At 63.9% G+C, this 14,894-nt stretch carries 14 protein-coding genes; 4 read left to right on the top strand and 10 right to left on the bottom strand.

Translation table 11 applies throughout. The features are described 5' to 3' along the window. The first annotated feature begins 203 nt into the window (after positions 1–203). The 3 genes from EJ079_RS11165 to EJ079_RS11155 all read left to right on the top strand — a co-directional run bounded on the left by EJ079_RS11165 (position 204) and on the right by EJ079_RS11155 (position 3,900). Positions 204–1,085 carry a LysR family transcriptional regulator gene (locus EJ079_RS11165; protein ID WP_127395921.1) on the top strand — a complete coding sequence of 294 codons (882 nt, stop codon included), beginning with the start codon at positions 204–206 and terminating at the stop codon, positions 1,083–1,085. Positions 1,086–1,303: 218 nt separating this feature from the next. Continuing rightward, positions 1,304–1,747, top strand: coding sequence for a hypothetical protein (locus EJ079_RS11160; RefSeq protein ID WP_127808987.1), 444 nt, complete (start codon positions 1,304–1,306; stop codon positions 1,745–1,747). Next, positions 1,744–3,900 carry a phosphatidylserine/phosphatidylglycerophosphate/cardiolipin synthase family protein gene (locus EJ079_RS11155; RefSeq protein ID WP_127808986.1) on the top strand — a complete coding sequence of 719 codons (2,157 nt, stop codon included), beginning with the start codon at positions 1,744–1,746 and terminating at the stop codon, positions 3,898–3,900. Before EJ079_RS11160 ends, EJ079_RS11155 begins: the two co-directional genes overlap by 4 nt. A gap of 431 nt (positions 3,901–4,331) precedes the next feature. Here EJ079_RS11155 and EJ079_RS11150 read toward each other — a convergent pair whose 3' ends face one another. The 10 genes from EJ079_RS11150 to rsfS all read right to left on the bottom strand — a co-directional run bounded on the left by EJ079_RS11150 (position 4,332) and on the right by rsfS (position 13,794). After that, positions 4,332–5,588, bottom strand: coding sequence for a D-amino acid dehydrogenase (locus EJ079_RS11150; protein WP_127397566.1), 1,257 nt, complete (start codon positions 5,586–5,588; stop codon positions 4,332–4,334). A 121-nt stretch (positions 5,589–5,709) separates the two neighbouring features. Then, on the bottom strand, positions 5,710–6,252 hold the full coding sequence (locus EJ079_RS11145) for a nucleoside-diphosphate kinase (protein ID WP_245469536.1): 543 nt from the start codon (positions 6,250–6,252) through the stop codon (positions 5,710–5,712). A 14-nt stretch (positions 6,253–6,266) separates the two neighbouring features. Then, a complete protein-coding gene (rnk, locus tag EJ079_RS11140) occupies positions 6,267–6,689 on the bottom strand; it encodes a nucleoside diphosphate kinase regulator (RefSeq protein WP_127267089.1) in 423 nt (140 codons plus the stop codon). Positions 6,690–6,962: 273 nt separating this feature from the next. Next, positions 6,963–8,102, bottom strand: coding sequence for an alanine racemase (gene alr, locus EJ079_RS11135; RefSeq protein WP_127267090.1), 1,140 nt, complete (start codon positions 8,100–8,102; stop codon positions 6,963–6,965). 76 nt (positions 8,103–8,178) lie between these two features. Continuing rightward, positions 8,179–8,700, bottom strand: a complete 522-nt coding sequence (locus EJ079_RS11130; RefSeq protein WP_127808985.1) for an RNA pyrophosphohydrolase — start codon at positions 8,698–8,700, stop codon at positions 8,179–8,181. Between the two features lie 30 nt (positions 8,701–8,730). Then, on the bottom strand, positions 8,731–9,900 hold the full coding sequence (locus tag EJ079_RS11125; protein WP_127808984.1) for a divergent polysaccharide deacetylase family protein: 1,170 nt from the start codon (positions 9,898–9,900) through the stop codon (positions 8,731–8,733). Between the two features lie 212 nt (positions 9,901–10,112). Continuing rightward, the gene (locus tag EJ079_RS11120; protein ID WP_024502881.1) at positions 10,113–11,444 is read right to left on the bottom strand and encodes a S41 family peptidase; all 1,332 of its coding nucleotides are present in this window, start codon (positions 11,442–11,444) and stop codon (positions 10,113–10,115) included. Beyond that, on the bottom strand, positions 11,445–12,782 hold the full coding sequence (locus tag EJ079_RS11115) for a murein hydrolase activator EnvC (RefSeq protein WP_127808983.1): 1,338 nt from the start codon (positions 12,780–12,782) through the stop codon (positions 11,445–11,447). Between the two features lie 124 nt (positions 12,783–12,906). Continuing rightward, a complete protein-coding gene (gene rlmH / locus EJ079_RS11110; RefSeq protein WP_127267094.1) occupies positions 12,907–13,389 on the bottom strand; it encodes a 23S rRNA (pseudouridine(1915)-N(3))-methyltransferase RlmH in 483 nt (160 codons plus the stop codon). A 27-nt stretch (positions 13,390–13,416) separates the two neighbouring features. Continuing rightward, complete coding sequence (rsfS, locus tag EJ079_RS11105; protein WP_013529073.1) at positions 13,417–13,794, bottom strand: ribosome silencing factor; 378 nt, start codon at positions 13,792–13,794, stop codon at positions 13,417–13,419. Positions 13,795–14,036: 242 nt separating this feature from the next. On the opposite strand from rsfS, the gene EJ079_RS11100 reads away from it, so the two are divergent. Beyond that, on the top strand, positions 14,037–14,888 hold the full coding sequence (locus EJ079_RS11100; RefSeq protein ID WP_127808982.1) for a mechanosensitive ion channel domain-containing protein: 852 nt from the start codon (positions 14,037–14,039) through the stop codon (positions 14,886–14,888). Positions 14,889–14,894 lie beyond the last annotated feature (6 nt).

Below are 14,894 nucleotides of genomic sequence, written 5' to 3'. Positions count from 1 at the left end.
TTGTTTGTGATGCTGCATTGTCCGCCTTTGGCCGGCGGATGGCAACGCGACGGAGAACGCAACCGTTGTGCGGAGAATAGATAACGATTGACGAGCGAGCATCAATTCCCGCAAATGGTGGGATGCAATTGCTGCCGTGCGGATTGAGAGATTGAGTTCCACCACAGAACGCAGCGTCGATAATTGTCATCTGGACCCTCCCCATGAACTGGGATGACGTCCGCATCTTCCTCGCCGTGGCGCGCGCAGGCCAGATCCTTGGCGCCGCCAAACGGCTGGAGCTCAACCACGCCACCGTCTCGCGCCGCATCGCCGCACTCGAGGAAGCGTTGCGGACAAAGCTGTTTCGCCGCTTGACGACCGGCAGCGAGCTGACGCCCGCCGGCGAGCGTTTTCTCGACATTGCCGAGCGCATGGAGGGCGACATGATCGCCGCGCGCTCGACCATTTCAGGCGAAGGCGACGACGTTTCCGGCACGGTGCGCATCGGTGCGCCCGACGGTTTTGGTGTCGCCTTCCTGGCCAAGCGCCTTGGCGAACTAACCGCCCTGCACCGCGAGCTGACGATCCAGCTTGTGCCGGTGCCGCGCTCCTTCTCCCTGTCGCGTCGCGAGGCCGACATCGCCATCACCGTCGAGCGGCCGACCGAAGGCCGGCTGGTGGCAGGAAAGCTGGTCGACTACTCGCTCGGCCTGTTTGCCTCGCGCGCCTATGTCGAGGCGCATGGCTTGCCCAAAACCGCCGCCGAGCTCGGCCAGCACACGCTCATCGGCTACGTACCCGACCTCATCGTCAGTCCCTCGCTCGACTATGCGGGCGAATTCAGCACGGACTGGCGCACCAGCTTCGCCATCTCCTCGGCGCTCGGCCAGGCCGAGGCGGTGCGCTCGGGCGCCGGCATCGGCATCCTGCACACCTTCGTCGCCCGCTCGATGCCGGAATTGGTATCCGTCGATGTGGTCGCGCCGATCCGCCGTGCCTACTGGCTGGTCTATCACGAATCGGTCAGGCCGCTGCGCCGCGTCCAGATCGTCGCCAGCTTCATCACCAAGGTGGTGGAGCGGGAGCGAAACCTGTTTGTCTGATGCATGTCGCCCAAAAATGATCTCGGTTTTGAGAGAACGACATGCATAAAACAAAGACGCTAAAGCGCATCGCATGAATCCGATCAAACGCGATGCGCTGTAGCCGTGCCGCCTTTTCCTTGCCACAAAACCGGCCAGTGTGGCATCAGGCGTGCGGTCGTCGGCTGTGGGCGGACGCCGCGCGCAGGGACACTTTCAGAAAGCTGGCGCGGATAGACATGCGAGCCGTTCTTGCCATCCTGCCGCTGCTTTTCGTTTCGGCTTGCGCCAATCCGTGGACGAAGGTCCCGGGAGCCGAACTGCCCAAGCCGATCCGCTACGCCATGGCGCGGCCTTCGCCTTTCGTCTTCGGCAATTATTGCGGCCCCGGCACCCGCACCGGCGACCTCTCGGCCCGGCCGGCCGACCGCCTCGATGCGGCGTGCCAGGCGCATGATGCCTGCTACATCGCCCGCCACAACCATTGCGACTGCGACGGCACCCTGGTCGCCTCGGCGAAAGCGATCCGCGACGACAAGACAGCGCCACGCAAAATGCGCGGCGAGGCCGAACTGTTGATCGCCACCTTCGCCATTCCCGTCTGCAAGGTCTTCCCGCAGGGCTTCATGCCGCCGCGCGATCCGGCGCAATTGAGCGCCCTGAAGGCCGGAGCGGCCGGGTGAAGGGTCGCGCATCCATCGCCATCGTTCTGTTCGGGCTGGCTGTCCTTGCCGGCTGTGCCGGCGCTGGCCGCAATGCCTGCGACCTGCTGCAAGGCCAGAGCGCTTGCGCGCGACCCGCGCTCTCGGCCGGGACAGCTGGGCCGCAGATCGCCGCCGCGCAGTTTTTCGGTGACGCCGGCACGAGCGACTATGAAAAACGCTTCCTGACGCTGCTCGCCCACCACCAGCTTGGCGCCATGGACCGCGCCAACGGCACCGGCCCTTTCGGCCATGACCGCCATGAAATCCGCAACAGCGATTTCCAGGCGACCTACCGGACACTGCAAAAACTGGCCGGACCGGTTGCCGAAACGCATCTGCCGCCGGCCGGCGCCAGCAGCGGCGAGGGCCATTTCGACGGACGCTGGCGGGTGTCGCGGCAGACACTCTACATCGATGCGGCTGCGCGGCCCTCGGCGCCCAGGATCTTCGATTTCTCCGGCCTGCAGGCGCGCAGCGTCGAGGTCGTGCTGCGCCAGGCCGGCAAGCAACCGGCCGACATCGAAGGCATCTGCGACGGCACGCTGGCGATCCGTGCCGGCGGCGGTTCACGCACCATCGCCATGGGCACGGCATTCCGTTTTCGCCTGTCCGGCGAGGACGACACGGTCAGCCTGTTTCCGAGTGACGGCCTGAACCGCTGCACCGCAAGGATCCGCTCCAGCCTTGCCCCGGCCGGCGCGCCGCTCACCATTCGGCGCGAAGAGGCCGCCGATCCGGCTCTCGCCGCCTTCGACAGTCGCTACGAGCGTTGCACGACGCCTAACCCCACCGGCCTCGATGCGCTCAGCCGCGCCTTCTATGCCAGCCGCTGGCTGTCGCAGACCTGCGCCTTGCCGATCGGAAAGCCGCGCCTGCTGCGCAAATCGCGCGATGGCTTCAACACCAAGGTCGAGGCGCTGATGGGGGCGCCGCTGTCCGACAGCGCCATCGACAAGGGCGACCCGGAGCTGCCGCTCGACTTCTCCAAGGCGCCAAGGCTGAAGCTGATCTATCTGTCGTCCCTGGAGTTCAAAGCCGACTTTTCCGGCCGCATCATCGAACGGCTGATCCGTCATCATGCGGCCCTCGGCACCAAGGTGCGCATCCTGGTCACCGACGTGCTGGAGCGCGACAAGGACGACGCCATGCTGCATCGGCTGGCGGCCGAATTCCCCAATGTCGAATTGCAGGAATATCGCTGGCGGGCGGACCATGGTGCGCCGATCGACGAGCAGATTTCACAACTGCACAAGGTCCATCACGTCAAGATGCTGGCGACGCTTGCCGACGATCCACGGCGGTCGCGCGCCATCATCGGCGGCCGCAACATCCATGACGGCTTCCTGTTCCACCAGCCGATCGATCTGTCGCGCTATCCCGATCTTGAGCAATACGGCAAGACCGACGGGCTCTCGCTGAACTACTATTCGAACTGGAGCGACTTCGACATCGAGTTCGCCGATCCGGCCACGGTCGAAATGCTGGCTGCGCATCTTTCGACAGTGTGGCTGCGCGACGCCGACACCAATCTGGCGCGCCCCTTCTCCATTCCGGTCCGGTCCGACGGCGCCCGCCCGTCAGGCACGGCACGACACTTCATTTCGGTGCCCTACGAGGACGGCCATGCGCTGGAGGACTATTTCGTCGAACTGGTCGACGCTGCCCAGCACCATATCCAGATCGTCAATCCCTACCTCAACCTGACGCCCAAGCTTGCCCAGGCTGTTGACCGGGCGCTCGCCCGCGGCGTCAGGATCGACATTGTCGGCCGCATCGATCTCAAGGGCGATATCGGCGGCAAGTTTCTCACCGCGCTCAACAAGCTGTTCGTCGAGAAATATGGCGACCGCATCAACATCCGCGAATTCAAGGCGCCTGACGTGGTGCTGCATTCCAAGATCATGATGATCGACGAAAGGTTGGTCGCCATCTCGTCGGTCAATCTCAACAACCGCAGCTTCTTCCACGACAGTGAGAACGGCATGATGGTACTCGATCCGGCCTTCTACACCAGGATGAAGCCGATCTATGACGACTATGTCGCCCACTCCAATCCGGTCGCCACCAATGTAGCGATACCGTGGGCCTATCGGCTGCTGTTCGAAGAAGACTGGGTCCGGCAGGCGTTCTGACGGCGATTATTTGACCAACCCAAATTGAGACAGGGATATGGTCCTAACAGGCTGGCAACTAGCGCGTTCGACGCAGCGAGCGAATAAAGAGCATGAGGGATACGAAAGTGAACGCCGGGTTGCGATTGGAGACCCACCATCCTCCTGACCGTTCTAGGAACTCCGCCTCTAGTGGGTCTGTCGGACCAAGCGGGCCGCCTGCGATATGCTCTCCCTCAGGATGAGGCAGCCTTGCGGCCCTAAGTTCTGCAACGCGCGCACCCAGTTGGTTTTAGCCGCGCTCGCAACTCTCTCTCAGTGAAGTCTGCACCCATTCGCGTATCATCGCACCACTCAGGATCGGGCGCCAGACTACTCAGCCGTAGGAGATGGCTAGAAGCGCCTCATAAGTGGAGGATAGCGCGCTCTCGCCATTCTGACCAACACATGACTTACCGAAAATAACGCTCCTGCGCGAGGTCGCGGACGTCGATGTCAGGCACCCGGCTGGAGATAATGTCGGCCAGAACCTTGCCCGAGCCGCAAGCCATGGTCCAGCCGAGCGTGCCGTGGCCGGTGTTGAGATAGAGATTGGAGAGCTCGGTGCGGCCGATCAGCGGCGGACCATCCGGCGTCATCGGCCGCAGCCCGCACCAGAACGTCGCGTCCCGCATGGCGCCGGCGCCCGGAAAGAGATCGCCGACCGAGTGTTCCAGCGTGCGCCGCCGCGATTCGTGCAGCCTGAGGTCGAAGCCGGAAATCTCGGCCGTACCACCAACCCTGATGCGGTCGCCGAGCCGGGTGATCGCCACCTTGTAGGTCTCGTCCATCACCGTCGACACCGGTGCCGCCGCGGCGTCCTTGATCGGCACGGTGATCGAATAGCCCTTGACCGGATAGACCGGGATCGGCCGCTTCACTCGGCGCATGAAACCCGCCGAATAACTGCCCAGCGCCATCACATAGGCGTCGGCGGTCTTCCAACCCTTGCTGGTGCTGAGATTGGCAATGCGGTTGCGGCTGCGGATGACGCGCCAGATCGTCACGTCGTACTCGAACTTGACGCCACGGGCCACACAGAGTTCGGCCAGCCTGTCGGTGAACATCTTGCAGTCGCCGGTCTCGTCGTGCGGCAGCCTGAGGCCGCCGACGAACTTTTCGCGCACCCCGGCAAGGCCAGGCTCAGCCGCGATGCAGCCGTCCTGGTCGAGGATCTCGTAAGGCACGCCATACTTCTTCAGCACCTCGACATCGCCTGATGTGCCGTCGAGCTGCTTTTGCGTACGGAACAATTGCAGCGTGCCCTGGGTGCGCTCGTCATAGGCGATGCCGGTCGCTTCGCGCAGCGCCTTCAGCGTGTCGCGGCTGTATTCGGCGAGCGGAACCATGCGCGCCTTGTTGATCGCATAGCGCTCGGCCGTGCAGTTGCGCAGCATCTTGATCAGCCATGTCCACATATGCGGATCGAAGGCCGGCCGCACCACCAGCGGGCCATGCTTCATCAGCAGCCATTTGATCGCCTTCAGCGGAATGCCGGGGCCGGCCCAGGGCGAGGCGTAGCCGGGTGATATCTCGCCGGCATTGGCGAAGCTGGTTTCCAGCGCCGGGCCTTTCTGGCGATCGAGAACCGTCACCTCGTGACCGGCCTCGGCAAGAAAGTACGCCGTGGTCACTCCGATGACGCCGCCGCCCAGCACCATGATCTTCATCGTTCACTCCTTGCCGCGCCGCACGCCCTTGAGGACGCCTGGACGCGGCCGTATTTCCGATTTGCGCACGATCCCCAGCGAAAATCGATGCCGACTTTCGGGATCGTGCAGTGTTGCCTGTTCACGCCGCCGTGGGACCGGGGTCGTCATCCCCTGTCTGCCGCATTCCGGCCCTTTCGCCAAGGGGCCGCCAATCGGCTGCGGCGCTGTAGACGAGGGTGAGCCCATGCGGCCGTCGCGCCTCGTCTCGGGATTTCTCCCTGACGGCACGCCGCGCGGCCTCCGGCTGGTAGAGCACGGTCGCGATCAGGACCGACTCCCGCCTGCCGTCGGCCTGTTCGATCCATGCAGTCTGACCCTCGGCCATGCCGAGCATGCAAAGCCCCCGCCTTGTCATGATCGACAGGCTGGAGCCGACCGGACCGCGCACCTCATTCTGCACCAGAGTTCGGGTCTCGGCAGGGCCGGCATCGACACGAAACACCAGCCTGCTGTTCAGCGTCACGATATCGGATCCGACCGAATCGATCGCGACGACCTCGGCTTTGGAAAGCTTCTCTTCAAGCATTGGAACAATCGGATCCGCGAAAGCCCGCCAACGCTCCAGCATGATCTCGAGGACGGCGAAGTCCTTCGTCGTCAGCCGGAAATTCGCGCCTGTCATCGCCGTCTCCATGCTCAGGACCCTTCCCGCCCGCAGGCCGGCGCATCGACCGCTTCGATGGTCGCCGACAGTTCCCGGCCGCCACGGCTGCTCCAGCACACTGTCTGCCCGATCGACGCGCCGATAAGCGCCGTCCCCATCGGCGTCAGCACCGAGATCCTGTTTTCACTGATGTCTGCTTCGCCGGGATAGACCAGCGTGATGCGCTGGGTGTGGCCGCCATCGTTGCGGATTGTCACCGTCGAACCCATCCGCACCACGTTGGCCGGCATGGAAGCCGCTGCCGTCACGAAGGCACGGTCCATCTCCGAAAGCAGTTCTTCGGCCGTCTCGGGCACGCGGTCGAGCGACGCCCGCGCCAGGCCCGTCAGCCGGTGGTGGTCGGCATCGCTGACCAGAAGCCGGCTCGGTGGACGCAATCCTGTTGCATGTTGCATGGCAAACCTCATGACTTGGCGCATCCAACAGACGCGCGCCTGCCGCCGCACAAACGGTGGCTTGATGAAAGCCGGCAGCCGCGAAGCTGTCTGGCTCGGGAATGATGATGTCAGGTAGAAATGCCCCGGTTCGGACGGACGCCAAAAGGCGGCCGCGCCGGGGCTACGATCCCGCGATCGGGCAGACCCGGAACAAGGTTCTGATATAAGCGAGGTTGCTCATGCCCGGAGCCTTGCCGACAGGCGTCCGCTTGTCAAGCGCGGCCAAACCGCTCAACCGCCGACATAGCGCCGATGGAAGCGCGGGCCGAGGCTGGTCAGGATCTCGTAGCCGATGGTGCCGGCATGGCCGGCGGCGTCATCGACGCTTTGCGAGGGACCGAGCAGTTCGACGAGATCACCCTCGCGCAGCCTGCCGACCGGCAGGGCGGAAATGTCGAGAATGATCGAATCCATCGACACCCGCCCGAGGAAAGGCAGCCGCACGCCCTCGAACCAGGCGGCGGACGCGGCGCGGCGTTGCCAGCCATCCGCGTAGCCGAACGAAATCGTCGCCAGCCTGAGCGGGCCTTGCGCATGATAGGTGTGGCCATAGCCGACGCCGGCGCCTTTTTCGACGCTGCGCGTCTGTGCCACCTTTGCCTGCAGCCGCACCACCGGCAGCATCGGATTGGACTTTGCCGGCGTCGGATTGATGCCGTAGAGCGCGGCACCGGGGCGGGCGAGATCGTAGTGAAAGCGCTCCCCAAGAAAGATGCCGGAGGAATTGGTCAGCGATGCCGGCGCCTCCGGCAGCATCTTGCGCAGCCGCTCGAACGCCAGCCGCTGCTTCTCATTGGCCGGATGCTCCGGCTCGTCGGCGCAGGCCAGATGGCTCATCACGTAACGGATGTCGATGCCGTCGAAGGCCTGCGGGTCGGCGGCGATGCGATCCACATCCCGAGGCGCCATGCCGAGCCGCGACATGCCGCTGTCGACCTGGATCGCGGCCTGCAGTTTTCGGCCGGCGCGGCGAGCCGTCACACGCCAAGCCGCCAGTTGCTCGGGGCTGTTGATAACAGCGCAAAGGTTTGCTGCCACGGCGTCCGGCTCGGCACCGGGCGGAATGCCGTTCAACACGAAAATGGCAGGGCCCGGCCCAAGCGAGTGGCGCAGGGCGACGCCTTCGCCCAGAAGCGCAACGAAGAAGATATCGCAGCCGTCGCGCAGCAGCGCCGCCGCGACCTGGCCGGCGCCCACGCCGTAGCCGTCCGCCTTGAGCACCCCAGCGCAGGCAACATCGCCCAACCGCGCCTTCAGCCGCCGGTAGTTTTCACGGATTGCACCGAGATCGATGGTGAGGATGGCCCCAGCCGCCACTTCGCTTGTGGCGGTGACCTCTTCTGGGGGCGACTTTTGGGGGGCGTCGTTCATGGCGACCCTTCGCGTGGTAGTGGAGACATCAATAGGACCGCCGGGCCGGCGCGGCAACCGCGGTTGTTGTATAGCGCTATTGCACCAGATGCCGGAACGCCGCCACCACGTCCTCATAGACATGGCGCTTGAACGGCACGATCAGGTCGGGAAGGTCCCGCATAGGCCGCCATGCCCATTTGTCGAACTCGGCGGTGTGGCCGCCCGGCGGCGGGTTGATCTGGATCTCGCTGACATCGCCGTGGAAGCGAAAGGCGAACCATTTCTGCGTCTGGCCGCGATACCGGCCCTTGAAGGCGATGCCGACGAGGTGGTCCGGCAAATCATAGTTGATCCAGTCCGGTGCCTCGGCCAGCAGCGAGACGCCCCGCATGCCGGTCTCCTCATAGAGTTCACGCTCGGCCGCTTGCAACGGCTCCTCGCCGTCGTCGATGCCGCCCTGCGGCATCTGCCAGAGCTGTGTCGTGCCGGCGAATTCGCTGTCCGGTTCGGCGATGCGATGCCCGACCCAGACCAGCCCATCGGCGTTGAGGATCATCAGCCCGACGCAGGGACGATAAGGCAATTTTTCGCGGTCGATTTTTTTTGTCTTTTGCATCAGTCAGTCTTTCCAGCCGTCTTACGATGGCTAGCCTTTTTGCGGATCTATAGCCACCGCTGAAATCGGCACGATCTCTATGCCGCGCTTCTTGGCCTCGACCACCCAGGACGACACGGTATCGACCGTCAAGTCGAAGGCCGAACCGATGCCGACGGCAGTGCCTTTGGCCCGCGCGGTCGCCTCCAGGCTGTCGAGCTTCTTCAGGATTTCGCCGCGATCCTGCACGGCATCGATCGCCATGTCGCCGGCGACGAAGGGCACGCCGTCCTTCAGCGCCAGGTCCGGCGCCAGGCTGCGAGCCGACGAGCCGTCATCGATATAGGCAAGGCCGCGTTTGCCGAGTTCGGCCATGAACGGCTCCATCGCCGCCGCGTCGGCGGAAAAGCGGGCGCCCATATAGTTCATGACGCCGGTATAGTTGGTCGTCCGCGACAGCGCCCAGTGCAGGCTTTTCAGGTTCTCATCCGCGCTCGCCGCCACCGTCAGCGTGTTGCGTCCCGGATTTACCTTGGGATAGTCGAACGGTTCGAGCGGCACCTGCATGACGATCTCGTGGCCGCCCTGCCTGGCTGCCTGCATCCACCGGCCGATGCTGTTGCCTTGCGGCGCGAAAGCCAGCGTCACCTCCGCCGGCAGCTTGGCGATGGCCGCCTGGGTGCCGGTCTGCGAAACCGAAAGCCCGCCGATGACGATCGCCACCCGTGCGCCGCGCCCGCCCGACCAGGGCCGCGCATAGACGTCGAACGGCCGCCTGCCATCCGTGGCGCGCACCGGCAACGGCCCGGTCTCGCTGGTCTCGATCAGCGCCTTGTCTGGAATATGCGCGATCTTCAGGTTCTGGCCGATAGTCGACGGATCGCGAATGACGATCGCTGCCTTGGGCGGCCCATCGCCCTCCTCCGTCTGCACATGGATGATCTGCGGCCCGCCTGATTTGACCGGCGCCTCCGGCTTCGGGGTCGATGCGGGCGGCGCAGGGGCAGGCTCGGCCGCCGCGGTCACTTTCGGCGTTGAAACGGCAACCTCTTGCGGCTTTCTAAACGGCTTTTCCCTGAGCGCGATCGCGCCGGAGACGCCGGCCACCGCCAGCACGGCCACTGTCGCCATGATCGCACTGCCGCTGATCTTGCCGGCGGCGCGCGGCGACCGGACTGCCTGTCCGAGCGGGCGTTCGATGTCCTTGCCGATATCAGCCAAGCCTAATCCCCGGGCACATGGCTCCGAAGACGAAGCCGCTTCGAAAAGACATGCGCGAATTCATCAATCCCGGCGCACCCCGCGCCATGTCTCGGGAGCTTTGCCTCGCCCCCCGAATCAAACTGCCGGAACCTCTCGGTCCCGGCAGCATCGCATTGCTTCCATCTGGCTCAAACAGAAAGATGGGGCGGCGCGTGCGCCGCTCCAGATCCTTACTGGTTGAGAACCGCCTTTTGCGGATTGGGCGGGAAGGACGGATCGGTCTTCTGGCCACGCAGCAGCTGCTCGGCATAGATGAGCTGCAGATCGTCTTTCGGATCCGGCGGCACATAGGCCGCCGAGCCCGAACCCGTCGTGCTCTCGTCGGCGCCCTTGATATGGCCCTTGAGATCGGATTCGCCACGTGTCAGATCCCTGCCCTGCAGTTCCGGCGGCAGTGGCTGTTCGACCTTGATGTCCGGCGTGATGCCCTTGCCCTGGATCGACTTGCCGGACGGCGTGTAATAGAGCGCCGTCGTCAGCCGCAGCGCACCATTCTCGCCGAGCGGAATGATGGTCTGCACCGAACCCTTGCCGAAGGACTGCGTGCCGACCACCGTGACACGGCGCAGGTCCTGCAGCGCGCCGGCGACGATTTCCGACGCACTGGCCGAACCGCCATTGACCAGGACGATCATCGGCTTGCCGTTGATGTCGTCGACCTGCTTGGGCTTGGCGTCGAAGCGGGTGACGTCCTTGGGGTCGCGGCCGCGCGTCGAGACGATCTCGCCGCGGTTGAGGAAGGCATCGGACACGCTCACCGCCTGGTCGAGCAGGCCACCTGGATTGAGGCGGAGATCCAGAACGTAGCCCTTCAGCTTGTCGTCGGGAATCTGCTTCTTGATGGTGTCGATGGCGTTCTCGAGGTCGTCATAGGTCTTTTCGGTGAAGGAGGTGATCTTCATGTAGCCGATGTCGTTCTCGACCCGGAACTTGACCGCCTTGACCTTGATGATGTCGCGCACGACCGTCAGTTCGATCGGCTTGTCGGCGCCCTGGCGCAGGATGGTCAGCTTGATCGGCGTGTTGACCAGGCCGCGCATCTTGTCGACCGCATCGTTGAGGGTCAGGCCGCGAACCTCTTCGCCGTCGATCTTGGCGATATAGTCGCCGGCCAGCACGCCTGCCTTGGCGGCCGGCGTATCGTCGATCGGCGTGATCACCTTGACCAGATCGTTCTCCATGGTGACCTCGATGCCGAGGCCGCCGAACTCGCCCTTGGTCTGGACGCGCATATCCTGCGCCTGCTCGGCATTCATGTAGGAGGAGTGCGGGTCAAGCGAGGCCAGCATGCCGTTGATGGCATTCTCGACCAGCGACTTGTCGTCGGGCGGTGTCACATACTGTGCCCGCACCCGCTCGAAGATATCACCGAAGATCGCCAGTTGCTTGTAGGTCTCCGACCCTGCAGCGTTCGCCGCCGAGCCGGGCGCGCCATAGACCAGGCTCATGGCGGACGCGCCCATCAGCGCACCGGCAAACAGAAGCGACAGTTTCCGCATTATTCACGTCCTTCCAGAAAAACGGTCCGCCCACCATGGGGCCGGATCGACGGGTTTTCCATCCTTGCGGAACTCGACATAGAGTTCCGGCGTGGCATTTCCATTCTTCGAAACCGAGGTGCTCGCCACCCGGGCCTCTCCCATCGCACCGATCGGCTCTCCTGCAAGCACTGATTGACCGGTCGCGACGCTGATTCTGCTCATCCCCGCCAAAACGACATGATAGCCGTCGCCTGCGTTCAGGATCAAGAGTTGACCATAAGAGCGAAACGGCCCCGCATAAAGCACATTTCCATCCGCCGGCGCGGTAACGATGGCTCCCGATTGTGTCGCAACCATGTCGCCAAGCATCACCGCGCCGTTACCGTCATCGGCGCCGAACCGCCGCTTGATACGGCCGGTCACCGGCAGCGCGATCTGTCCCTGCAGGGCCGAAAAGGGCACCGCGGCGGCAAGTTGGTTGCTTTCCGGAACGGGCAGCGACGCCAGTTCCGCCGGCGCCGATGTGTTGTCGCCGCCTGCCGTCTTCTGCTCGGCGGCCTTGGCAGCATCGGCAGCCTTGCGGCTCTTGTCGGCCTGCGCTTCGAGCGACGCGATCAACTCCTTCAGGCTGCCGGCCTTGGCCGCCAGCGCTTCGGATCGCTGCTTTTCGGCGGCCATTTGCGTCTGCGTGTCGGCTTCGAGCTTCTGCTTGGCCTCCAGCAGCATGCCGAGCCGCTTCTTTTCCGCCGTCTGGTCGCCGACCGCCGCCGTCAGCCGCGCCCGTTCGGCCTCGATCGACGCCGTGATCCTGGTCTGTTCCTTGAGATCGGCAAGCAGGCTATCGGTCTGCTGGCGCAGTTCCGGCACCACCGCGCCGAGCAGGATGGCGCTGCGCACCGACGACAGCGCGTCCTCGGGCTTGACCAGGATCGCCGGCGGCGGGTTGAGGCCCATGCGCTGCAACGCGCCCAGCACTTCGGCCAGAACGTCGCGCCGCGCCATCAGCGAGGCGCGGATCTTCTGTTCCTGGCCCTTCAGTCCTTCCAGCCGGGCGCCGATGTCCTCGATGTCCTGGCCGAGCTTCTGCTCGGTCATCGCCGACTGGATCAATGCGGCGGTGATCGAGGCGTGATCCTTCTTGATCGTCGCGATATCGGCGGAGAGTTTGGCCAATCGTTCCGACGACAGCGTGATCTCCTTCGAGACCCGTTCGTATTCGGCCCGGCTCTGATCCGGATCGGGAGCCATGTCGAGCGTGTTTTCCGCCCGCCCCGCATGCAGCGACAGCACAAGCACCGCCACCGCGATGCCGCAGCGCGCGCGCCATGAGCCCGTTCTTGATTTTCTGTCTTCAGACATTGAAGCCCGACTCTATGCGTGGCTTCGTTAACGAACAATCAACCATGTTCGAAACCGCCCACTCGATGCAATCTTGCCTCGGCATTGGGGCGGAAATCCGGGTGTACTGCACCAATTCACCGGTTCACGAGCGATGATAGGGATGTCCCGAAAGGATGGTGGCCGCCCGATAAAGCTGCTCTCCCAGCATCACGCGCACCAGCTGATGCGGCCATGTCAACAATCCGAACGACATCACCAGTTCGGCCTGGTCGCGCAGCGACTGATCGTGACCGTCGGCGCCGCCGATGGCGATGACCAGCGCCTTGCGGCCACCGTCACGCAACAGGCCGAGGCGCCCGGCGAAATCTTCCGAGGAAAAGCTTTTGCCGCGTTCGTCCAGCAGGATCAAAGCGGTGCCGGGCTGCAACTGCGTCTGCAGTTTCTGGCCTTCCTCACGCCGGCGCTCGTTGGCGGTCTGGCTGCGCCCCTCGGCAATCTCGGCAATGCCGCCAAATTCAAGCCCCACGGCCGGGCCGCTCTTGGCGAAGCGCTCGAAATAGCGGTCGGCAAGCAGCTTTTCGGGGCCGGCTTTCATCCGGCCCACGGCATGAACTGATATCTTCATCCTCGCCTTGTAAGCCGCGCGAACGACTTAGTGGAGCGTTTCTTCCTCGAGGTCCGGCGCCTGCCACATCTTTTCGAGATTGTAGAATTCGCGGACTTCGGGGCGGAAGACATGGACGATGATGTCACCAGAATCGATCAGGACCCAGTCGGCGCCGGACAGCCCCTCAACGCGCGCGGTGCCGAGACCGGCATCCTTGATCGCTTTGAGAAGATGATCGGCGACAGCCGCGACATGACGGTGCGATCGGCCCGAAGCGACGACCATGTAGTCGCCGAGGCTCGATTTCCCCTGGATGTCGATGGAGACAATGTTTTCGGCCTTGGAGTCTTCCAGACTGGCAAGGACTGTCTTGATGGCGCGGGACACGGCGTCGTCTACGCTGATCCTGGCCGGCGAAGGCATGATATCGGCCTTCTTCCGCAGTGCTGTTCTCAGTGTATTTCCTTTCGCAGCAAGAACAACCAAATCACCCCTTGAAGCAGGTGACACCACTTAGATAGGCAGAGTTCCCTGACAGTTTCAAGACGGGACCCTGCCTCGCACGAACGTATTGTCGCTGCTGTGGTTCCGCTGCACGCCGGAAAAGATCGGAACCCTCACCGCCCGCATGGGTTATCGGCTCACCGACCAACCGGATTCCCCCCATGCCGATCGACCCGCAAAACGCCTTTCTCAGCGTCCAGGCTGGCCTCGCCCAACTGAGCACGCTGATTGTTTCGTACTCCTTCTCGGCCGTCGGTGCCGTCATCCTCTTGATTGTCGGCTACATCGTCGCCGGTCTTGCCGAACGTTCGATCTTCGCCGGTCTCGGCCATATCCATGGTTTCGATGCCACGTTGCGGCATTTCTTCTCCAAGATCGTCCGCTACGCCATCCTGATCCTCGTCACCATCATGGTGCTCGGCCAGTTCGGCGTGCAGACGGCCTCGATCATTGCCGCGATCGGTGCCATTGGCCTCGCCATCGGCCTGGCGTTGCAAGGCACGCTGCAGAACATCGCCGCCGGCATCATGCTTCTGGCGCTGCGGCCGTTCCGCATCGGCGAATCCGTCGAGGTCGGTTCGATCGCCGGCACGATCGAGGAAATCGGTCTGTTCGCGACCAAGCTCAGGACCGCCGACGGCGTCTACATCCTGGCGCCCAACTCGACGTTGTGGAACCAGCCGGTGCGCAACTTCTCGCGCAACGGCGTGCGCCGCAGCGACATCACGCTCAGCATCGGCTCCTGGAACGACATCGACAGGGCGCAGAAAACCTTGCTTGCCATTGCCGCGGCCGAGCGGAGGATCAAGCGTGAGCCGGCACCGATCGCTTTCGTCTCGACATTGGGCGACAGCACTGTTTCGATTGCCTTGCGCTATTGGACATCGTCGGCGGACTTCTTCGCCACCCAGACCGATCTCACCAAGCGCGCCAAACAGGAATTCGATAGCAAAGGCATATCGATCCCGCTGCCGCCGCCGGAAGCGCCCCAACCCGAAGCCCGCCGGCAATAATCGGTT

Source organism: Mesorhizobium sp. M7A.F.Ce.TU.012.03.2.1 (assembly GCF_004006095.1).
GTDB lineage: Bacteria > Pseudomonadota > Alphaproteobacteria > Rhizobiales > Rhizobiaceae > Mesorhizobium.
The sequence above is the reverse complement of the archived record's forward strand: the minus strand, read 5'-3'. Positions and strand labels throughout refer to the sequence as shown.

Bases quoted from the DNA above. Each gene is read 5' to 3' on its own strand.
- EJ079_RS11165 (WP_127395921.1), top strand. From the start codon at position 204: ATGAACTGGGATGACGTCCGCATCTTCCTCGCCGTGGCGCGCGCAGGC.
- EJ079_RS11160 (WP_127808987.1), top strand. From the start codon at position 1,304: ATGCGAGCCGTTCTTGCCATCCTGCCGCTGCTTTTCGTTTCGGCTTGC.
- EJ079_RS11150 (WP_127397566.1), bottom strand. From the start codon at position 5,588: ATGAAGATCATGGTGCTGGGCGGCGGCGTCATCGGAGTGACCACGGCG.
- EJ079_RS11145 (WP_245469536.1), bottom strand. From the start codon at position 6,252: ATGACAGGCGCGAATTTCCGGCTGACGACGAAGGACTTCGCCGTCCTC.
- rnk (WP_127267089.1), bottom strand. From the start codon at position 6,689: ATGCAACATGCAACAGGATTGCGTCCACCGAGCCGGCTTCTGGTCAGC.
- alr (WP_127267090.1), bottom strand. From the start codon at position 8,102: ATGAACGACGCCCCCCAAAAGTCGCCCCCAGAAGAGGTCACCGCCACA.
- EJ079_RS11130 (WP_127808985.1), bottom strand. From the start codon at position 8,700: ATGCAAAAGACAAAAAAAATCGACCGCGAAAAATTGCCTTATCGTCCC.
- EJ079_RS11115 (WP_127808983.1), bottom strand. From the start codon at position 12,782: ATGTCTGAAGACAGAAAATCAAGAACGGGCTCATGGCGCGCGCGCTGC.
- rlmH (WP_127267094.1), bottom strand. From the start codon at position 13,389: ATGAAGATATCAGTTCATGCCGTGGGCCGGATGAAAGCCGGCCCCGAA.
- rsfS (WP_013529073.1), bottom strand. From the start codon at position 13,794: ATGCCTTCGCCGGCCAGGATCAGCGTAGACGACGCCGTGTCCCGCGCC.
- EJ079_RS11100 (WP_127808982.1), top strand. From the start codon at position 14,037: ATGCCGATCGACCCGCAAAACGCCTTTCTCAGCGTCCAGGCTGGCCTC.